This window comes from Ensifer sp. ENS09, from assembly GCF_014852425.1.
In the GTDB taxonomy this organism is placed as follows: Bacteria; Pseudomonadota; Alphaproteobacteria; order Rhizobiales; family Rhizobiaceae; genus Ensifer.
The window spans coordinates 1-20,101 of record NZ_JACVBP010000005.1; the positions used below are offsets into that span (position 1 = coordinate 1).

Below are 20,101 nucleotides of genomic sequence, written 5' to 3' on the forward strand. Positions count from 1 at the left end.
GGGCGTCATAGGCCGAACCGCCGACCAGGCCCTCGTCGGTCACGAAGCCGGCAGAAAGCTCGGCATTCATGTAGGCGATGATTTTGCGGACTTCCGCCATGGCTTCCGGGCCGATGCCGTCGCCGGGGAGGATGAAAAGTTTGCGGGCCATTGTCGGCACTCCTGTGGTTTTCAGTCTGTGTAAAGCGGCACGGCCGCGTTGATGATGATGCGGGCTAGGCTGCTGCCTTCGCGCCTTCGATCTGTCCGATGCGCTCACGCAGCGTATTGGCGACTGCTTGCGAGGCCGAAGACACGGCGATTTCGAGGCTGGCCTTGCCGCCATCCACCTCGATCGCGAGTTTCGAAACGCTGACGCCGAGCCGGCGAACGATGTCGAGCAGGCGGGAGACGATGTTTTCGAGATCGCCGCTCTCGATGGTGTAACGCATCGTGTCGCTCATCATGCGACCTTCGGCCAGGGGCGTTGCCCAGGGCGCATGATCTCGAAGGCACGTGCGAGGCGAAGCACGCCGATATCGTCGAACTGCTGGCCGATAATCTGCAGGCCGATCGGCAGGCCGCCTGCGGTATAGCCGCAGTTGAGCGAGATTGCCGGCTGGCCGCCCATGTTGACGGCGACGGTGAAGGCGATGTGCTCGAACGGCTTCTGCGGGTCGTTGACCGGCGAGGCCCATTCGGCCGGATAAGAGGCCGTCGGCGCGGTCGGCGAGAGGATGAAGTCATAGCCGGAAAGTGCTGCATGCAGCGCGTTGCGCATCGCCTCGATCTGGGCGAAGCCGGTATAGACCTCACGGCCGTTAAAGTCCTCGGCGGTTTTGATCCAGTCGAAGATGTAGGGCAGGATCTGCGCCTGCTTTTCCGGCGAAAGACGCGACACGTCTTCCCAGCCGCGCGCCCGCCAAAAGCGGTCGAGACCGTCGATCATCTCGCGCGTCAGGAACGGGCCGATCGGTTCGATGATCGCGCCGGCGTCGGCAAAGAGCTGGGCCGCCTTCTTGACCGCCTGCTCCGTTTCCTCCGTGACCGACTGGCCAAAGCCGGCGTCGAGCCAGAGGCCGATCTTCAGCCCTTTCAGATCACGATCAAGATCGAGCCAGGGAATGTCAGCATAGGGCAGGGACATCGTGTCCCGGGCGTCCGGCTGCGACAGCACCGACATGTAGAGCGCTGTGTCCGCGACCGTCCGGGTCATCGGGCCGGCGACGCGGCCGATGAACGGCGGGTTGATCGGCACGCGGCCGGCCGAAGGCTTCAGCCCGACGATGCCGCACCAGCCGGCCGGCAGGCGGACGGAGCCGCCGATATCCGTGCCGATGTGCAAAGGCCCATAACCGGCCGCGGCGGCCGCGCCGGCGCCGGCGCTCGATCCGCCCGGATTGGCCGAGAGGTCCCACGGGTTGCGGGCCAGCTTGTGGAAACTGGAAAGGCCGGAAGAGAGCATGCCGTAATCGGGCATGGTGGTCTTGGCGAGCAGAACGCCGCCTGCCTCACGGGTGCGGGCCGCCGGCGGTGCGTCGGCGGCAGCCGGCGTCAGCGACACGGCGGCGCAGCCGAGCGGCACGGCCGTGCCCTTGGTCGCGATGTTTTCCTTGATCGTCACCGGCACGCCGTCGATCGCCCCCAGAGGCTCACCCTTTGCCCAGCGTTCCTCCGATGCCTTGGCGGCCTTGCGGGCTTCGGTCGGATCATAGGCCCAGAGCGCGTTCAGTTTCGGTTCGGAAGCATCGATGCGGGCAATGACGGCTTCGGTGACCTCGACGGGGGAGAGCTTTTTCGAGCGGTAGGCGTCGACAAGGTCGACGGCGGTGAAATCGGCGAGTTCGGACATGGGGCACTTCCTAGGCAAAATGGCAGCGGGCGGACCAGGCCGGCGTCACCGGCTTGGCCTCAGGCGTTCGGGTCAGACAGATCTCCTGTCTCGCGGGACAGACGGCGGCATAGGCGCAGCCGGCTGCGGTCGTTGCGGTATGGACCGGCGTTTGCGGCGGCCCATCGGAGCGCACGCGCTTGCGCCGCCCGGAAAACGGCTTGGGTACGGCGGCGACCAGCGCTTGAGTGTAAGGATGTCGCGGGTTGTCGAAGACCTCTGATGTCGGTCCTTCCTCGACGATGCGGCCGAGATGCATGACCGCTACCCGATCGGTAATGGCGCGCACAACACCGAGATCGTGGCTGATGAAGAGGTAGGAAAGACCGAGCTTCTCTTGCAGGTCCATCATCAGGTTCAACACCTGCGCCTGGATCGAGACATCGAGAGCCGACACCGGCTCGTCGGCGACGATCAGCGCCGGCCGAGTGATCAGCGCGCGGGCAATGGCGATGCGCTGGCGCTGACCGCCGGAGAATTCGTGCGGATACTTGTCGGCCGACGCCAGCGGCAGGCCGACCGCCTCCAGCACCTCGGCGATGCGTCGGTTGCGCTCTGTGCTGCCGGTCTCGCGCTCCAGCGAAACGATCGGCTCGGAGATGATTGTCCTCACCGTATGGCGCGGATCGAGTGAACCATAGGGATCCTGGAAGATCGCCTGAAAGCCCTTGCGGGCCTCGCGCAGCCCGGCACGGTCGAGCGCATAGATATCCTTGCCGGCGATCGAGACCTGGCCGGACTGCGGTCGTTCCAGCCCCATCACGGCGCGTGCCAGCGTCGACTTGCCGGAGCCGCTTTCCCCGACGATGCCGAGGCTCTGGCCGGCGGCCAGTTCGACGCTGACGCCATGGAGCACGCGCAGGCGGCTCTGCTTCGAGAAGATCGACGGGCGTGGCAGGTCGTATTCGCGCACCAGATCGGTGGTCTTGAGGATCACCTCGCTCATGACGCCACCATCCTTTCGCGCGGATGAAAGCAGGCGGCGCGATGCTCGACATTTTCATCGGTGTTGATCAGGTCCAGCGCGGGGATCGCCTGACGACAGTCCGATTGGGCATAGGAACAGCGGTCCGCAAAGGAGCAATGGGACGGCCGTGCGAAGGGATCGGGCACGATGCCCGGAATGGCGTTCAGCCTTGGCCGCCCTTCACTTGGATGTCGCGGGGCGAGTGCCGCGCCATGCGGCGAGGCGGCAAAGAGGCCTCGGGCATAGGGATGCGCCATGCGGGCAAAGACGTCGTCCGTGCGCCCGGTTTCGATGATGCGGCCGGCATACATGACGGCGATGCGGTCGGTCATCTCCGAGACGACGCCGAGATCGTGGGTGATCAGCATCAGCGCCGTGCCGGTGTCTTCGATCAGCTCGTCGAGCAGGTCGAGGATCTGCGCTTGTACGGTGACGTCGAGCGCCGTCGTCGGCTCGTCGGCAATCAGCAGGTCCGGTTCGCAGGCGATCGCCATCGCGATCATCACGCGCTGGCGCTGGCCGCCGGAGAGCTGATGCGGGTAGAGATCCAGATCGAAGCGCGGCGCCGGCAGGCCGACGCGGTCGAGAAGCGCGCGCGCCTTCTTCTCGGCGTCGGCTTTCGTTTCACCGAGGTGTAGCCGCCGACCCTCGGCGATCTGCGCACCGATCGACTTGACCGGATTGAGCGCGGTCATCGGCTCCTGGAAGATCATCGCCATGCGCCGGCCGCGATAGCCGCAGTAATCGGCTTCGCCCAAGCCCGCGAGATTGCGGCCGTCGAAGGAAAGTTCGCCGCGCACCCGCATGCGCTGCGGCAGCAGGCCCATGACGGCAAGGGCTGTCATCGACTTGCCGCTGCCGGACTCACCGACGATGCCAAGCCGTTCGCCGCGGTTGAGTTCGAGATCGATGTCGCAGACGATATCGACGGTGCTTTTGCCGGCCGTAAGTTCGACCGACATGCCGGCCATGTGAAGCAAGGGTCTGGTCATCGTTGCCGCCTCACGCGCGGGTCGAGAATGTCGCGCAGGCCATCGCCGAGCAGGTTGAGGCCGAGCACGGCAAAGGTGATTGCCAGGCCCGGGAAGATCGCAAGCCAGGGCGCCTGGTAGATGAAGGTCTGGGCGTCATTCAGCATCTTGCCCCAGCTCGGCATCGGCGGCTGGGTGCCGAGGCCGACATAGGAAAGGCCGGCTTCGGCAACGATTGCCAAGGCGAACTGGATTGTCACCTGGACGAGCAGCACGTGGTTGATGTTGGGCAGGATGTGCAGAAACGTGATTGCCACGTCGCCGCGTCCGGCGCAGCGCGCGGCCTGCACATATTCGCGTTTCCAGAGGCCCATCGAGGCGCCGCGGGTGACGCGGGCAAAGACCGGGATGTTGAAGATGCCGATTGCGATCATCGCATTGGTGGCGCCGGGGCCGAAGATCGCGGTGATGATGACGGCAGTCAGAAGCGCCGGGAAGGCAAAAGCAAGGTCGCTCATGCGCATGACGAGACCATCGACAAAGCCGCCGCGAGCAGCCGCCCAAGCGCCAAGCGGCACGCCGATGCCGGCACCGACGAGAACCGCGACGATCGAGACGCTGATCGAGTTGCGGGCGCCGACCATGATCATCGACAGGATGTCGCGGCCGAAATTGTCGGTGCCGAACCAATGGGCAAGGCTCGGACCCTGCAGCTTGTCGCGGAAGTTCATCGCCGTCGGCGAATAGGGTGTCCAGACATAGGAGACGAGCGCCATCGCCACGAGGATGATGGTAACGGTGGCGCCGATCGTCAGGTTTCGGCTGCCGATGAGCTTGGAGAAGAGGCTGGGTTGCGCGGCGGCTGCTTGAGCGGACATCAGTGGCCTCCCCTCGACAGGCGCGGATCCAGATAGCCGTAGACCAGATCGACGAGGAAATTGATGGTGATGACCGAGGCCGCCAGCAGCGTCACCAGCGTCTGCACCGTCACGAGATCGCGCTGGGCAATCGCCTGGAAGACGAGGCGGCCGATGCCTGGCAGGTTGAAGACGTTCTCAATGATGATCGTACCGGCAAGCAGGAAGGAGAACTGCAGGCCGATGATGGTGACGACGGGAATGAGCGCGTTCGGCACCGCGTGCTTCCACAGAGCGCCGGCGCGGCTCAACCCCTTGGCGCGGGCGGTGCGAATGAAATCTTCGCCAAGCGTTTCGATGACGGCGGAGCGGGTGACGCGGCCGAGAATGGCGGCAAGCGGCAGGCCGAGCGCGAGCGCCGGCAGGATCAGCGAATGCAGGCCGTTCCAGATGCCGCCTTCCCAGCCGGCAAAGCCGGAGGCCGGGAACCAGGCGAGCTTCAGGGCGAAGAGCAGGATGAAGAGAAGCGCCAGCCAGAAATTGGGAATGGCGACGCCCACCTGGGCGATGCCCATGACGACGGTGTCGCCGGCCTTGCCCCGGTTGGCGGCGGCATAGACGCCGATGGCGATGGCGACGACGACGGAGATCGCCATGGAGAGCAGCGCCAGCGGCAGCGTCACCAGGATGCGCGGGCCAAGCAGCTCCCGGATCGGCACCGAATAGGTGAGGCTCATGCCGAAATCGCCGACGACGAAGCCGCCGATCCAGTGGAGGTAGCGGATCCAGATCGGCTGGTCGAGGCCGAGCTGCCGGTGCAGCGCCGCGATCGCGTCTGCGTCGGCATTCATGCCGAGCATCAGCACGGCCGGGTCGCCGGGCAGCACCTGCATCAGCAGAAAGACGATGACTGAGGCGACCAGTGTCGTCAGCAAGAGCGACACGAGGCGACCGCCAATGAAGGAAATCACATCAACCTCCCGGAAAGAGCGAGCGTTGACCGGCGCCGGGTGCGGCGGCCAACGACAGATCTGCGCCCGCCCCAATCGAGAGGGCGGATGCTGGAGCGGGATGAGGAAAAGTGCATGCGGTTTCCGCCCGCATCCCGCTCAATGAACGTCGATCAGTTTTCCCAATAGGTCTGGGTCTGGTCGTCGGCCGGCACCGGCATGTTTTTCCAGAGACCCTTCACCTTCTTGTTCCAGACGCCGATCTTCGGCAGTGCATAGAGGAAGACGTTCGGTTCGTCCGCAGCCAGCTTGCGCTGGAGCTGGCCGATCAGGTCCATCTGCTCGGCTTCGGTCGAAGCCAGCGTGTAGGACTTGTAGAGCGCCTTGTACTCAGGGTTCTGGTAGTTGAAGTAGTACTTGTCGCGGGCATAGATATCGAGGTCGCGAGCTTCCGCATGGGCGATGATCGTCGCGTCGAAGTTCGAGTTCTTGAACACCTGATCCAGCCACTGCGCGAACTCGATCGGCACGAGGTTCACCTTGATGCCAACTTCGCTGAGCATGGCCGCGATGATCTCGCCGCCACGGCGGGCATAGGCCGGCGGCGGCAGCATGATGGTGATTTCGAGGTTCTGAACGCCTGCTTCCTGCAGCAACTGCTGCGCCTTGCCGGGGTCATAGGGGTAGGTTTCGTTGAGATCGACATAGCCGGGCTCGACCGGGGAATAATGCGAGCCGATCGTCGTGCCGAAGCCCGAGTAGGTGCCTTCGACCAGCGCCTTGCGGTCGATCGCATGGGCGAGCGCCTGGCGGACGCGCACGTCGTCGAAGGGCTTCTTCGCATTGTTGAGCGCGAGCACCACCTTGCCCGAGGTGCTGCCGACCTCGACCTGCAGGTTCGGATCGCTCTGGAACTGGCTCACCAGTTCCGCCGCCTGGAACATCGGGAAGGCGTCGACATTGCCGGCGAGAACGGCGGCGGCCGCAGCCGACGGGTCGCTGATGAACTTGAAGGTCACTTCGCTGAGCTTGGCCGGTTCGCCCCAATAGTCGGCGTTCTTTTCGAGCACGACCTTGTCGCCCTTCGCCCACTCCTTGAACTTGAACGGGCCGGTGCCGACGGGCTTGGTCTTGTTGTCTGCGGCCGACGACGGCGCGATCATCACCGCGTCGCCCCAGGCCATGTTGAACAGGAAGTTGGAGGCCGGGCGCTTCAGCGTCACCACCGCGGTCGCCGGATCCGGGCATTCGGTCTTTTCGATCGGCTCGAACAGGCCTTTCTGCGCATTGGTGGAATCGGCCGAAACGGCGCGCTCATAGGAGAACTTCACCACGGAGCAGTCGAAGGCGGTGCCATCGTGGAACTTGACGCCCTGGCGAAGCTTGAAGCTGTAGGTCTTCCGGTCGTCGGAGACCGTCCAGCTTTCGGCGAGCAGCGGCTTCACCGTGCCGTCTTCGACCACGCGGACGAGACCCTCAAAGAGGTTGCCGTAGGTGATGTAGCGGATCGGTGCTGCGGCACCGGCGGTCGGGTCGAGGCCCGGCGGCTCGAGCACCTGGCCGACAGTGATCGTATCCTTGGCCATTGCCGGCGTCAGCGACGCGGCGATGAAGCACGAGGCAAGCGCCAGTTTCGTCAAGTTCATGATGGTTCCCCCGCTTTGCGGTTTCGTTGTTCATGGTCCCAGAAATCGGATCGAAGTAATCAGATCGAGCGTCCGCCGTCGACGTCGAGCGCCACGCCGGTGATCATCGACGCCTGCGGCGAGGCGACGAAGAAGGCGGCCTCGGCAAGGTCCTCCGGTTTCAGCAGGCGTCCGAGCGGAATGGAATCGCGGAATTTCTTGCGGATCTCCTCGCTATCCTCGCCCATGAAGGTGGTCAGCAGCGGCGTTTCGCCGGCAACCGGATTGAGCGCGACGACGCGGATGTTGAACGGCGCGAGTTCGATTGCCAGCGCCTTGGTGGCGGAGACGACCCAGCCCTTGGTCGCGTTGTACCAGGCAAGGTTCGGCCGCGGCCGGTTGGCGCCCGTCGAAGCGATGTTGACGATGACGCCGGACTTGTTGTCCTTCATGTGCGGCAGCAGCGCCCGCGTCATCAGATAGACGCCGCGCACATTGACGCCGAGGATGCGGTCGAACTCGTCCGGTTCGACCAGTTCGGCGTTTTGTGGCTTGTGGCCAATGCCGGCATTGTTGATCAGGATATCGACGCGGCCGAATTGTTTGAGGCCTGCGGCAACGGCCGCGTTAACTTCGGCTTCCTTGGCGATATCGGCAACCACGGGAAACGCGTTCTTGCCGAGTTCGCTCGCGACGCGCTCGGCGCCAGCGGCATCGCGGTCGACGACGATGACCTTGGCGCCGCCTTCGATGAACCGCTTCGCGATGCCCTCGCCGAAGCCGGAGCCTGCGCCGGTGATGAGAGCGACTTTACCTTCTAGTGACACGTGTAGTTCCTCCCGAGGAGACCTGGATCATGGGTTAGAGCGGGATGCGGGCGGAAAACCGCACACACTTTTCCTCATCCCGCTCTAGCCGTGGTAGACAGAGATGGTTTTCATGCTGGCAAAGCCGTAGAGGGCCTCGAAACCCTTCTCGCGGCCATGGCCGGATTTCTTGACGCCGCCGAACGGCAGCTCGACGCCGCCGCCGGCGCCGTAATTGTTGATAAAGACCTGGCCGGCGTGGACGGCGCGCGCCATCCGCAGCTGCCGGCCGCCGTCATTGGTCCAGACGCCGCAGACGAGGCCATAGTCGGTGCCGTTGGCAAGCCGGATCGCCTCCTCTTCGCCGTCGAACGGCATGATTACCTGGACCGGGCCGAAGATTTCTTCCTGCACCGTGCGGTGTTCATGCGGCACGTCGCGCAAAAGGGTGGGGGCGACATAGGCGCCTTCCGAGGGCGCGTCGGCGACGATCTCGCCCTTCGCCGCGACTTTCAGGCCATCCTTGGCGGCGTCGAGAAGGAAGCCCTCGACGATCGCCTTCTGCCGCTGCGAGACAACTGGGCCGACCGAGAGATCGTTGCCGGCTGGGCCGACCTTCAGGGCGCGGTATCGCTCACTCATGCGCGCCACCACGTCTTCGTAGACGGCGCGTTCGACCAGGATGCGCGACGAGGCCGAGCAGGTCTGGCCGGCATTCTGGATGCCGGCATTGACGAGGAAGGGGACCGCGCGGTCGAGATCCGCATCGGCAAAGACGATCTGCGCTGACTTGCCGCCGAGCTCCAGCGTCACCGGCACGGCATTCTTTGCCGCTGCTGCCTGCACCATTTCGCCGGTGCGCACCGACCCGGTGAACGAGATGTGGTTGACGTCGGGATGCTCGGAAAGGGCCGCACCCGCCTCCGAGCCGAAGCCGGTGACGATGTTGAGTGCGCCCGAGGGCAGGCCCTCTTCCTCGGCGATGCGGGCGAATTCGAGGATCGTCAGGCAGGCCTCTTCCGCCGGCTTGACGACGGCGGCGTTGCCCATGGCGAGCGCTGCGCCGAGGCTGCGGCCGAGGATCTGCATGGGATAGTTCCAGGGGATGATATGGCCCGTGACGCCATGTGGCTCGTAGACGGTCAGCACGGTGAAGCCGTTCTGATAGGGGATGGTGTCGCCATGCACCTTGTCGGCGGCACCGCCATAAAATTCGAGATAGCGGGCGAGCGCCACGACGTCGGCGCGCGCCTGGGTGAGCGGCTTGCCGACATCGCGTGCCTCAAGCTCCGTCAGGAGGTCGATGTTGCGCAGCACGCCCGCCGAAATCCGGGTCAGAACCCGGCCGCGCTCGGTCGGCGTCAAACGCCCCCAGTCACCGGAAAGCGCTGCGCGTGCCGAACGCACGGCGAGGTCGATATCGTCCCGGTTGCCCCGGGCGATGCGTGCGAATTCCTGGCCGTTGGAGGGGTCCCTGACGGCGATGAACTCGCCGCCCGTTGCATCCTGCCATGTGTTCGCGATGAAATTGCCGTAGGTCTTCACAGTCATGCCTCTTTGTCAGTCCCGCGCTCTTCAAGCAGCGCCTTCAGTCTCATGGACGTCGCGTTGATGTGGGCGCGGGCCAGCTTCTCCGATTCATCAAGGTTGCGTGCGGCGATCGCCTCGACGATCAGCCCATGTTCGGCGACGGCCGTGCTCGCCCGTTCGCTGGAAAGCGAAAACGCCGGCGCAAAGACCTGCGAGGTCATGCGCAGCAGCGGCCCGAGCGGCGCCAGCGACGCATTGCGCGAGGCGGCAACGATCGCCTCGTGAAAGACGACGTTGGATTGGGTGTAGGCACCCGGGTCCCAGTTTTCGACGATCTTGAGCTGGCGTTCGACCTGCTTTGCCAGGTCCTTGATCTCGGCAGTCGTTGCCCGCTCGGCGGCGTTGCGCGCCGCCACGCCATCCATCGCCTCGCGCACCGCATAGGCGTCCAGCAGTTTCGGCAGGTCGGCGGTCGCGACCCGCACGCCGCTGCCCGGCTTGTTGACCACCAGCCCGTCGCGCTCGAGCACCCGCAGGGCCTCGCGCAGCGGCGTGCGGCTGATGCCGAATTCGGCGGCGATCTTCTCCTGCCGGAGCGTCGCTCCGGGCGCGTAGACGCCGGCATAGATGCGTTCGCGAAGGGCCTGCGCCACTTCGTCGAGCAGCCGTGACTGGCTTCGCCATTCAAAGGATTGGTTCATCGATCCCTCCCAAGATCGAGGCAAATTGTATCCAGGATACAGGCCGTGTCAATCCGCTGATGGCACGTAAGTCCCAAGGATTATCGGGAAGCACTGGCCACGCGGTCGGCTCCGGCAATCCCGACTTGCGCTGCCGCGTTGACGCGCCGCTCGCTGCGGCTTCTATTAGACACAGCTATGGTAGGAGGCTGGCCGTGCAGATGCTTGATTGGATTGCGATTATCCTGTTCCTCGTGACCTGGGTGGGACTGGAGCCGATGATGGCGCTTGGCTGGCCGCGCCGGACCGACAGCCTGATGCTGGACATGGTGCGTGTCCGGCAGGCCTGGATGCGCGAGGTGCTGACGCGGGACAGCAACTTCATCGGTGACGCCGCCATCCTCGGTCACACGATCAACTCTGCATCATTCTTTGGTTCGGCCAATCTCATCGTCATCGTCGCCATGAGCAGCGCGCTCTTCATCCAGCCGACGATCGGTCTTCAATCGGGCATCATCGCGATGTTCGCGCCGATCGAGCCGCTGTGGCTGTTTCAATGCAAGGTGCTGCTCGTCATGGCGACCTTGCTGCGCGGGTTGTCCGAATTCATCTGGGCGGTCCGGCAGATCAACTATTGCCTCGCGGCGATCGGCGGAGCCCTTCGCGTGAAGAGGCCCGCGACATCGCCGCATGGGCCCACGCCCTGTCGCTGATGATCAATCCGGCCCTTCGCTCCTTCAGCCAGGGTGTCCGCTCCTACTATTTCACCGTGGCCGCGGCGCTCTGGTTCCTGGGGCCGATCGCCTTTGTTATCGCCATCGTCGGCTCGGTCGCGCTTCTCGTCTGGAGACACAGCTGGTCGGATACGGCCAAGGGCGTGATGGAAGTGCGCAGGCTGCTCGACGAGAGCCATCCGGCGGCGGCCGCGGCAGAACCCTCAACAGCCGTCCATTCTTCGGCGGCAAACAGCTGAGGGTTTTTGGCGTGACCGGTTGGAATCGGCCGGCGAGGGTACCACTTAGTATCAGTAACGCTCTGGAGGCGGTCGCCCATGTCAGACAAACCGATCAAGATCCCCGGTCCCGATCACCCGATCACCACCGAAAGAAATCCGGCCCGCGTCGTCGTCACACTCGGCGGGCGCGTCATCGCCGACACCCGCAATGCGCTGACCCTGCGCGAGGCATCCTGTCCCGCAGTGCAGTACATCCCGCGTGAGGATACCGACATGTCCCTGCTTGAGCGCACGGATCATTCGTCCCATTGCCCCTATAAGGGTGACGCCTCCTATTTCAGCATCCCTTTGGGCGGCGAGCTGTCGCGCAATGCCGTCTGGACCTATGAAGACCCGCACCCGGCGGTGGCCGCCATCAAGGGGAGGTTGGCTTTCTATCCGGACCGGGTGGATTCGATCGAAGAGAGCCAGTCCTAGAGCTTCCGCGCTCACCCGACGCATGCGCTCCTGGCCGCAGGGTCATGCGTCGCGAAGCCGAAACGTTTCGCGCACGGCCTTCAAGAATTCCGCCACTTTCGGCAGATCGCCGAGTTGCTGGTGGAAGAGATAGTAAATGTGGGTGGACGGCCCGGACCACGCGGGAAGAACCGCAACGAGCCGTCCGGTAGAGAGGCCGTCGGCGGCAAGGGCTTCGCTGAGCATGCCGATGCCGAGGCCCTCGGCGATCAACCGCTCGCTGATCGCAGGATCGTCGACGACGATCGACGGCGGGCGCTCCAGGGTAAACTGCCTGGTGCCGTCGGAGAGTACCCAATGGGCAAGATCCCGCCGCATGCGCGTCCGATACGCGATCAGCGCCACATGCATCAGGTCTTCCGGGGACGAGAGCGCCAATCCGGCGCAATAGGCAGGGGCGGCATAGAGGCGCGGCGCGATCGTTCCGATCTTTCGATAGATCATCTCGCTGTCGACCGGCTGTCCCATCCTCAAGGCCACGTCGACGCCTTCGCCGATCAGGTCGACATTCTGGTGAGCGGTCTGCACGTCGACCTGGACCTCGGGGCAAAGCTCCGCATAGCGCTTCAGGATCGGCGGGAGGAAGGTGCGGGCAAAGGCGACTGATGTGGCGACCCGCAGGCGCCCGCGCGCCGTACCGTCGGCGGGCTGGAAGCCGGCGATGCCGCGGTCGATGAGTTTGACGGCGCCGCCGACCGACTCCAGCAGATGTTTGCCGGCCTCGGTCAGCGAGACCCGGCGGGTGGAGCGCAGCAGCAGGGCAACGCCAAGGGCGGCTTCAAGCTCGCCCAGGCGCCGGCTGACCGTGCTCGGTGGCAGGTGCAGGCGAAGCGCTGCCGAGGAAAAGCTCTCGGAGCGGGCGACCTCGAGGAAAATCCTGAGGCTGTTGAGATCGGCGGATTGGGGGGATTTCATGCGTTTCCGGAACAATCACTTCCACGATCGCAGGATAATCGACCGGCGGTTGAATTGATAGCGTCTCGGCATCCAATCGAAGGAGCCGATCATGACCACCCGCAGACAAGCTTTGGGCCTTCTTGCCGCCACCGCCCTGTTACCGCTCGCGCCGCGTTTCGCCTTTTCCGCCGCGCCATTCTCGACCGTCGCCAATGCCGGTTATTATCGCTTCCGCTTCGCAAAGTTCGAAGTCACCGCCTTGTCGGACGGCACCGTGGCGTTGCCGATGACGAAGATCTATCAGAACGAATCGGAAGGCGAGCTGCAGCGCAGGCTGGAGGCGAATTTCCTCAGCAAGGAGCCGCATCTGTCGATCAACGCCTACCTCGTCAACGACGGCGAACGGTTGGTGCTGATCGATGCCGGATCGGGCGCCCTGCTCGGTGCTGCCGCCGGCAAGCTCCTGAGGCATCTCAACGCGTCCGGCTACCGCGCCGAACAGGTCGACGCCGTGATCCTGACCCATGTGCACGCCGACCATTCCGGCGGCCTCACTGCCGACGGGAAGCCGCAATTTCCGAACGCGGAGATCCATCTCGCCGACCGCGAATACCGCTACTGGATCGAGCGCGAGGGCGTAACGGCGCTGACCGAGGCGCAGAAGACCGACTTTCAGCGCGCGCACGATGCCCTTGCTCCCTACATTGCCGCCGGAAAGGTGAAGCGGTTCGCCGATAATGGCGACGTCTTGCCGAACCTCGGATCGACTTTGCGTGCCGGCCACACGCCCGGGCATTCCGCGATCGCGCTGAAGGGGGATGACGGCCAGCGCCTCGTCTTCTGGGGCGACGTCATTCACGGGGATTACATCCAGTTCGACACGCCCGACGTCTTCGTCAGCTTCGACGTCGATGGCACCGCGGCGGCGGCTACGCGTGCCGTGGCGCTGGCGGATGCGGCCGATGGGCGATACCTCGTTGCCGGTGCGCATCTGCCGTTCCCCGGCGTCGGCCATGTGGCGCGCGACGAAACGCTCTATCGCTTCGTCCCCTGGAACTACGTCGAGTAGCGGGGGCTGCGTCAGCCCGGTCTACGAGATGACGTTGCGCACGAAGGTCACGACGTCGTCGCCGTCATTGATGTAGGCATAGGCCTGGGCCGAGCTGTAGGCGATATAGGCGCCGGTTGCGTAGCGCTTTCGCTCGCCCGAGAGCTCGAGCGTCAGGGCGCCTTCCGTCACGAACAGCATCTCATGCCATCCCTGCGGGTCGGGCTCGGCGTCATAGCGTTCGCCGGGCGCCAGCGACCAGAGCCACATCTGCGCCTCGCTCGCAGCCGGGGTGGACGCAAGCAGCCGCGCCTCACTTTCCTTTTGCCGACCGCGCCAGGTCACCGCGTCGATGCTGTCGCCGGATTGTCGTTGCGGATCCCGGACGAGATCGATGAAGCCGACCTTCATGGCGGCTGCCAGCTTGTCGAGGCTGGAGAGGCTGATGTTGGCGTCTCCGCTCTCGACCGCGACGATCATCCGCCGACTGATGCCGGACGCCTCGGCCAGTGCGGCCTGGCTGAGGCCGGCCGCCTGGCGGATCCGTTTCAGGTTTTCGGCGACGTGAGACAAAACGTCGGACCGATCTTGACTGTGCAATATATTGCTCATAACGTCTTTCTACAGCGACCGAACACCAATTGCCACAGCTTTTCCAGGGGGCTCCGATAGCAACGGAGTGTCTGTGCGGAGGCGTGTCAGTTCGTCGGTTCATGTTACAGCAGACGGCAATTCTCAACGAGAGCGTTGTGGCCGTCTCGACCATGGCACCGGCATGGTCGGGGCCATGCTTTCAACATTCGAAAGGAACTCCGCATGAAAATCCGCGACTTCGGCGTCGAGATCTGGATGAACCGCTACGAGAACCATTGCGAATGGAACCTCGCCGAAACCTGCGTCGAGTCCCTGACCGTCGCGGAACTCCTCGACATGGCGGGCAAGACGGATACGATCCTTGCCGAATTGCTGCCGCTGAAACTAACCTATGGCGCGATCGAGGGATCCGAGCGGCTGCGCGGGCTGATCGCGGGCCTCTATGCGAAACAGGCGATCGACAATGTCGTCACCACTCATGGCGCGATCGGCGCAAATGCGCTGGTGCACGAAACGCTGGTCGAACCGGGCGACCGGGTGATTTCGGTGCTGCCGACTTATCAGCAGCACTATTCGATCCCCGAGAGCTACGGCGCCGATACGCGGATCCTGCACCTGACGGAAGAGACCGGCTTCCTGCCCGACCTCGAGGAATTGCAGCGCCTGGCGATCCCCGGGACCAAGCTGATCGCCATCAACAATCCCAACAACCCGACAGGCGCGCTGATGGACCGCGCCTATCTCGAAAGGATCGTCGAGATCGCGCGCGCTTGCGGCGCGTGGATCCTCTGCGACGAGGTCTATCGCGGCACGGATCAAGAGGGCAACGGCCTGACAGCGTCAATCGCCGACCTCTATGAAAAGGGCATCAGCACCGGCAGCATGTCGAAGACCTTTTCGCTCGCCGGACTCAGGCTCGGCTGGATCGTCGCGCCGCCCGAATTGATCCAGGCCGTTTCGGTCCACCGCGACTACAACACCATCAGCGTCGGCATGCTCGATGACCATTTCGCGGCCATCGCCCTTGAAAACAAGGACAAGATCCTTCCCCGCAGCCAGGCGATCACCCGCACCAACCTCGCCATTCTGTCGGACTGGGTGGATGCTGAGCCGCTGATCTCTTGGATCAGGCCGCAGTCGGGCACGACGGCGCTTCTGAAATACGACCTGCCGATGACATCAGAGGCGTTCTGCCTGCAACTGCTTCAGCGAACCGGCGTGATGTTCACGCCGGGCAGCGCCATGGACATGGAGGGCTACATCAGGATCGGCTATGCCAACAACGAAGCCGTCCTGCGCGAAGGCCTGAGACGCGTCTCCGCATTCCTGCGCGAACAGCGGGCTGCCGCCGCGTGACGTTGGCGGCGCCTCGCCTCAGGGCGCGATGTCCAGTTCCGGATAGCGGCGGAAGATTCCGTTCTCGTTGAAGGCCAGCCGCCGCGGTGAGGCGAGATAGGCGGCGATGTTGGGCCGGCTTTTCACCGAAGCATGCAGCTTCAAAAGCCCGGGATATTGCGGCTCATAGTGGCGCATCGCCTTCGGGAAGGCATAACGCAGCCCTTCGATCACCTGGAACAGCGACAGGTCGACATAGCTGGCGCCGCCACCGACCGCGTGGCCGCCGCCATCGGGGTTCTGCTCAAGCACCCGCTCGAAGTAACCGAGAAACTTCGGGATACGGTTGGTGACGAATTCGGCTGCGCGGGCCTTCGCTTCCTGCTTCTGGTCTTCGTAATATTTCGAGGTCGCAATCGGATGGTGCGTGTCATGCACCTCGGCAATGAAATCGGCGATCGTCAATTGCAAGCCGTTGGCGAACCAGCGTTGTGCCTCGGCCTTGGGCGCAAGGCCGAGCTTGGGGCCGAGGTAGAAGAGGATGTTCGCCACATGCGAAATGATCTGGTCGCCATGCCTGAGAAACGGCGGCGCGAAAGGGATGTGCGCTTCAACAGTGCTTTCCATCAGCCTCATCATTTCGCCGGTGCCGCGGCCCGGCTCGCGCGTGACGTCGACATAATCGGCGCCGGCATCTTCGAATGCCAGCCGCACGAACTCGCCGCGCCCCTGAATGCCGTCCCAGTAAAACAGTTCATAGCTCATGGAAGCCTCGGTGTGATTCTGAATACCGGCTTGATATAGGCGGCGAACGAGCGATGGCGAGGGCGGGCTGAACGAGGACAGACACTCTGTCGAGCAAGCCTCGCCCTATGCTAAGGCGTTACAGGCGGGCGTCGTTGGTCGATATGAGGGAAGTCTCCGTGAGCAAGCCGAACTATCGCGACATTGCCGAGCTTGCAGGCGTCGGAACCGCGACGGTCGAGCGGGTCTTGAACGGTCGCGGCGGTGTTCGCCCCGACCTCGTCGAAAAAGTCGTCGTCGCGGCGCGCGCTCTGAACTATCCGCGAACCCTTCCCGAGGCCCATCGCGGGCTGCTTCGCATCGACGTGCTGATGGTGCGGCCGGAGACGACCTTCTATCGCCGCCTGTCCCAGGCCTTCCATCGGATCGCCGAGACGCTCGATCCGCTCGTCGTCGTGCATCGCAGCTTTACCGAGGAAATGAAGCCGGAGGAAATCGCCAGGCGCATCCTCTCGACCGAGGTCAGCCGCGCCGGATTGATCCTGGCCGTACCCAACCATCCGCTGATCAGCGCCGCCGTCGAAGCCGTGATCGCGCGCGGCGTGCCGGTGGTCCATGTCGTGACCAGGGCCTCGCACGAACTGGGCGCGTTCGTCGGCATCGACAATCATGCGGCCGGACGAACGGCGGCGCTCTTCATCGCGCGCATGGCGCGCCAGACAGGGCCTGTCGTCGCCCTTTGCCACCCGATCTATCAGGTCCACCGCGACCGCCTCAGCGGCTTTTCGGATTATTTTGCAGCGCATCCGGGCGAGCGCCGGTTCGAGTGGCTGGGCTTTACCCGCGACGAGGAGCATTACGGTGCCGAAGCCTTGCGATGGGCGCTCGACATGTATCCTGACATGGCCGGCCTCTATAATGCCGGCGGCGCGAATGCGGCCCTGATCGACGTGCTTCGCCGGCATAAGCGCGGTAACGAGATCTTCTTCGTCGGTCATGAACTGACCGACTACACCCGCAAGGCGCTAAGCGATGGCATCATGGACGTGGTGCTCGACCAGGCGCCGGAGGCGCAGGCCCGTCGCTCGCTTGACCTGATGCTGCGCCGGATCGGGCTTTCCGAGATGGAGCCGGACACGGCGCCCATTCGCTTTATCACCATCACAGCCGAGAGCCTTTGATCTGATCTGATCAAACAAGCTTTCGCCGTTCCCACCGCCTCCTGCTAGCTTTTTATCAAGAAGGAACGCGGATCGGACCGAACCGGGCAGCGATCTCCTTCACCGGAGTTTGGTGGAGCGCATGCGGTCCGCCGGGAGGAGAGCGTCATGGATGATCTGAAATATGGAACGCGCAACAAGCGCGGCGACTGGGCGCCGAACGACCCGATCGAAACCGCGCCGCTGTTTGCCTTCCCGCCAAAACTGCTGGCGCTCGTAAAGTGGCTGCCACACTATTTCTTTCCGTGGAATGCGATCTTCGCGGCTTCGGCCGTTGCCTATTGGGCATGGGTCATCCCGCCGGTCGAGGCGATGCAGAGCTTGAGTTTTGGCTGGATCGCCTGGCTCTATGCGGTCAACGCGGTCTGCGTCTTCCTGTTCTACGGCGCGTTCGAGATGCACCTCTATGTGCTGAAGCGGCAGGAAAACCGATTCAAGTACAACGGCAAGTTCCCGGCCGAGCAGAAGAGCAAGGCCTTTTGGTTCGAAAGCCAGAACCTCGACAATATCCTGCGCACGTTCTTGTCCGGCGTGACTATCTGGACCGCCGTCGAGGTCGGCATGCTCTTCGCCTATGCCAATGGCTATGCGCCGTGGCTGACCTTCGCGGACAATCCCTGGACCCTCGCTCTGGTCGCACTCGTCGTGCCTGTCATCCACGAGTTCCACTTCTTCTGCATCCACCGGCTCATCCACACGCCGCTGCTCTACAAGTGGGTGCACTCGGTCCACCACAATTCCGTGAACCCGTCGCCGTGGTCGTCGCTGTCGATGCATCCGGTAGAGCATCTGCTCTACTTCGGTACCGCCTTCTATCACCTGATCCTGCCGTCGAACCCGATCCTGATGCTTTATCAGCTGCACTATGCGGGCTTCGGCGCCATTCCCGGTCATGTCGGCTTCGACAAGGTCGAGGTCGGTGAAGAGACCCTGGTCGATAGCCACGCCTATGCGCATTACCTGCACCACAAGTACTTCGAGGTGAATTACGGCGACGCCCTGATCCCGCTCGATCGCTGGTTTGGCACCTGGCACGACGGCTCCAAGGAGGGCGAGGCGCGGATGCAGGAGCGCTATCGCAAACGCAAGGAAAAACTCGCTAGCCGCAAGGCACGCAACACCATCGGGGAGGCAGCAGAATGAGCACCGTGATCACCTGGATACCCGCCTGCAAGCTTGACGACATCGAACAGGAAGGGGCGATCCGCTTCGATCATGGTGGCCGCACCTACGCCGTCTACCGCGGCCCCGACGATAGCGTCTATTGCACCGCCGGCCTCTGCACCCACGAAGCCGTCCATCTCGCCGATGGCCTCGTCATGGACTACGAGGTCGAATGTCCCAAGCATTCCGGCGCCTTCGATTACCGCACCGGCGAAGCCATCAGGCTTCCGGCCTGCGAAAACCTGAAGACCTATCCCGCCGAAATCGTCGACGGCGAGGTTCGCGTGGCGCTCGGCTAGGCCGCCCACGCAAGCATTGATCAGGCCCATCGGGCCTCCGGAATGCCATCGGGTGATCCGGCACCCTCGGGAGGAAATCATGAAATCCATGTACCTGGCGGCAGCGCTTGCCGCCTTGATGGGAAGTGCTGCCTCGGCGGAGACGATCGGCGTCTCGATGCAGAGTTTCGACAACAACTTCCAGACCCTGCTGCGCGAGGGCATCAATGCCCGGGTCGGCGAGGTCAATGGCGCCACCGTCCAGATCGAGGATGCGCAGACCGACATCTCCAAGCAGCTCAACCAGGTGAACAACTTCATCGCGGCGGGCGTCGACGCCATCATCATGACACTGACCGATACCTCGGCCGCAGCAGGGATCAGCGAAGCCGCCGAGAAGGCGGGCATTCCGCTCGTCTACCTCAACCTCGAGCCGGAGAACCTCGGCAAGCTGCCGGCAAAGCAGGCCTATGTCGGCTCGAAGGAAACGGACTCCGGTAAATTGGGCGCGGAAGCCGCCTGTTCGCTGCTGAAGGAAAAGGGCAAGGCCAGCGATGCGCAAGTCTACATCCTGATGGGCGATCTTGCCCACCAGGCCTCGCGCGACCGCACCTCGGCGTTCAAGGAAACGCTCGCTGCCGGCGACTGCAAGGGTGCCACCATCGCCGACGAGCAGTCGGCCGCCTGGACGCGCACCAATGCGATGGATCTCACCACCAACTGGATCACCGCCGGACAGCCGATCGACGTGGTCTTTGCCAACAACGACGAAATGGCGATCGGCGCCATCCAGGCGCTGAAGGCCGCTGGCGTGTCGATGGACGACGTGATCGTCGTCGGCATCGACGCGACCCAGGACGGGCTTGCCGCCATGGCTGCCGGCGACCTCGACGCAACCGTGTTCCAGAACGCCAAGGGGCAATCGGCAAGTGCCGTCGACACCGCCGTCTCACTGGTGCGTGGTCAAAGCGTCGAAAAGAACGTCTGGGTTCCCTTCGAGCTCGTCACGCCGAAGAACATGGCCGATTACGCAGCGCGCAACTGATCTTCTACGGTCCTTTGATCGTCGCCGGTCAAGGGACTGCAGGAACTCG

At 63.8% G+C, this 20,101-nt stretch carries 21 protein-coding genes and 1 pseudogene; 8 read left to right on the forward strand and 14 right to left on the reverse strand.

Features of this window, described 5'->3' with window-relative positions:
- The 11 genes from IB267_RS24580 to IB267_RS24630 all read right to left on the reverse strand — a co-directional run.
- Positions 1-151 (reverse strand): isocitrate/isopropylmalate family dehydrogenase (locus tag IB267_RS24580; RefSeq protein ID WP_246810851.1); only part of this gene is annotated, 151 nt, incomplete at its 3' end.
- A 64-nt stretch (positions 152-215) separates the two neighbouring features.
- Positions 216-443: a hypothetical protein gene (locus IB267_RS24585; protein WP_205236024.1), complete on the reverse strand. Its 228-nt coding sequence runs from the start codon at positions 441-443 to the stop codon at positions 216-218.
- Entirely contained in the window at positions 443-1,831 is a 1,389-nt protein-coding gene (locus tag IB267_RS24590) for an amidase (RefSeq protein WP_192450056.1), read from the reverse strand. The genes IB267_RS24585 and IB267_RS24590 overlap by 1 nt, the downstream gene beginning before the upstream one ends.
- A 10-nt stretch (positions 1,832-1,841) precedes the next feature.
- Positions 1,842-2,816: an ABC transporter ATP-binding protein gene (locus tag IB267_RS24595; protein ID WP_192450057.1), complete on the reverse strand. Its 975-nt coding sequence runs from the start codon at positions 2,814-2,816 to the stop codon at positions 1,842-1,844.
- Complete coding sequence (locus tag IB267_RS24600) at positions 2,813-3,829, reverse strand: ABC transporter ATP-binding protein (protein WP_192450058.1); 1,017 nt, start codon at positions 3,827-3,829, stop codon at positions 2,813-2,815. The genes IB267_RS24595 and IB267_RS24600 overlap by 4 nt, the downstream gene beginning before the upstream one ends.
- The gene (locus IB267_RS24605) at positions 3,826-4,686 is read right to left on the reverse strand and encodes an ABC transporter permease (protein ID WP_192450059.1); all 861 of its coding nucleotides are present in this window, start codon (positions 4,684-4,686) and stop codon (positions 3,826-3,828) included. Before IB267_RS24605 ends, IB267_RS24600 begins: the two co-directional genes overlap by 4 nt.
- Complete coding sequence (locus IB267_RS24610) at positions 4,686-5,636, reverse strand: ABC transporter permease (RefSeq protein ID WP_192450060.1); 951 nt, start codon at positions 5,634-5,636, stop codon at positions 4,686-4,688. Before IB267_RS24610 ends, IB267_RS24605 begins: the two co-directional genes overlap by 1 nt.
- A gap of 152 nt (positions 5,637-5,788) precedes the next feature.
- A complete protein-coding gene (locus tag IB267_RS24615) occupies positions 5,789-7,264 on the reverse strand; it encodes an ABC transporter substrate-binding protein (protein WP_371742646.1) in 1,476 nt (491 codons plus the stop codon).
- Positions 7,265-7,320: 56 nt separating this feature from the next.
- Entirely contained in the window at positions 7,321-8,067 is a 747-nt protein-coding gene (locus IB267_RS24620; protein WP_192450062.1) for a glucose 1-dehydrogenase, read from the reverse strand.
- Between the two features lie 84 nt (positions 8,068-8,151).
- Positions 8,152-9,597 (reverse strand): aldehyde dehydrogenase family protein, encoded by a 1,446-nt coding sequence (locus IB267_RS24625; RefSeq protein ID WP_192450063.1) that lies wholly within the window; start codon positions 9,595-9,597, stop codon positions 8,152-8,154.
- Positions 9,594-10,277 carry a GntR family transcriptional regulator gene (locus IB267_RS24630; protein WP_192450064.1) on the reverse strand — a complete coding sequence of 228 codons (684 nt, stop codon included), beginning with the start codon at positions 10,275-10,277 and terminating at the stop codon, positions 9,594-9,596. Before IB267_RS24630 ends, IB267_RS24625 begins: the two co-directional genes overlap by 4 nt.
- 200 nt (positions 10,278-10,477) lie before the next feature.
- On the opposite strand from IB267_RS24630, the pseudogene IB267_RS24635 reads away from it, so the two are divergent.
- A pseudogene (locus tag IB267_RS24635) lies at positions 10,478-11,160 on the forward strand (DUF599 domain-containing protein); the annotation flags it as partial.
- A 147-nt stretch (positions 11,161-11,307) separates the two neighbouring features.
- Entirely contained in the window at positions 11,308-11,688 is a 381-nt protein-coding gene (locus IB267_RS24640) for a DUF427 domain-containing protein (RefSeq protein ID WP_192450065.1), read from the forward strand.
- A 42-nt stretch (positions 11,689-11,730) separates the two neighbouring features.
- On the opposite strand, the gene IB267_RS24645 is transcribed toward IB267_RS24640, so the two are convergent.
- Positions 11,731-12,642: a LysR family transcriptional regulator gene (locus IB267_RS24645; RefSeq protein WP_192450066.1), complete on the reverse strand. Its 912-nt coding sequence runs from the start codon at positions 12,640-12,642 to the stop codon at positions 11,731-11,733.
- A 91-nt stretch (positions 12,643-12,733) separates the two neighbouring features.
- Here IB267_RS24645 and IB267_RS24650 point away from each other — a divergent pair, with 91 nt between their 5' ends.
- Complete coding sequence (locus IB267_RS24650; protein ID WP_192450067.1) at positions 12,734-13,693, forward strand: MBL fold metallo-hydrolase; 960 nt, start codon at positions 12,734-12,736, stop codon at positions 13,691-13,693.
- Positions 13,694-13,714: 21 nt separating this feature from the next.
- Here IB267_RS24650 and IB267_RS24655 read toward each other — a convergent pair whose 3' ends face one another.
- Positions 13,715-14,284, reverse strand: coding sequence for a helix-turn-helix domain-containing protein (locus tag IB267_RS24655; RefSeq protein WP_192450068.1), 570 nt, complete (start codon positions 14,282-14,284; stop codon positions 13,715-13,717).
- Between the two features lie 204 nt (positions 14,285-14,488).
- On the opposite strand from IB267_RS24655, the gene IB267_RS24660 reads away from it, so the two are divergent.
- Positions 14,489-15,622: an aminotransferase gene (locus IB267_RS24660; protein ID WP_192450069.1), complete on the forward strand. Its 1,134-nt coding sequence runs from the start codon at positions 14,489-14,491 to the stop codon at positions 15,620-15,622.
- An 18-nt stretch (positions 15,623-15,640) separates the two neighbouring features.
- Here the strand turns inward: IB267_RS24660 and IB267_RS24665 are convergent, their stop codons facing one another.
- The gene (locus IB267_RS24665; protein WP_192450070.1) at positions 15,641-16,366 is read right to left on the reverse strand and encodes a glutathione S-transferase; all 726 of its coding nucleotides are present in this window, start codon (positions 16,364-16,366) and stop codon (positions 15,641-15,643) included.
- 158 nt (positions 16,367-16,524) lie between these two features.
- On the opposite strand from IB267_RS24665, the gene IB267_RS24670 reads away from it, so the two are divergent.
- From IB267_RS24670 to IB267_RS24685, 4 genes are all read left to right on the forward strand, one after another.
- On the forward strand, positions 16,525-17,526 hold the full coding sequence (locus IB267_RS24670; RefSeq protein WP_192450071.1) for a LacI family DNA-binding transcriptional regulator: 1,002 nt from the start codon (positions 16,525-16,527) through the stop codon (positions 17,524-17,526).
- Positions 17,527-17,673: 147 nt separating this feature from the next.
- Entirely contained in the window at positions 17,674-18,708 is a 1,035-nt protein-coding gene (locus tag IB267_RS24675; RefSeq protein WP_192450072.1) for a sterol desaturase family protein, read from the forward strand.
- Positions 18,709-18,716: 8 nt separating this feature from the next.
- On the forward strand, positions 18,717-19,028 hold the full coding sequence (locus IB267_RS24680; RefSeq protein ID WP_192450521.1) for a MocE family 2Fe-2S type ferredoxin: 312 nt from the start codon (positions 18,717-18,719) through the stop codon (positions 19,026-19,028).
- A 79-nt stretch (positions 19,029-19,107) separates the two neighbouring features.
- Positions 19,108-20,052 (forward strand): substrate-binding domain-containing protein, encoded by a 945-nt coding sequence (locus IB267_RS24685; RefSeq protein ID WP_192450073.1) that lies wholly within the window; start codon positions 19,108-19,110, stop codon positions 20,050-20,052.
- The last annotated feature ends 49 nt before the right edge of the window (positions 20,053-20,101 follow it).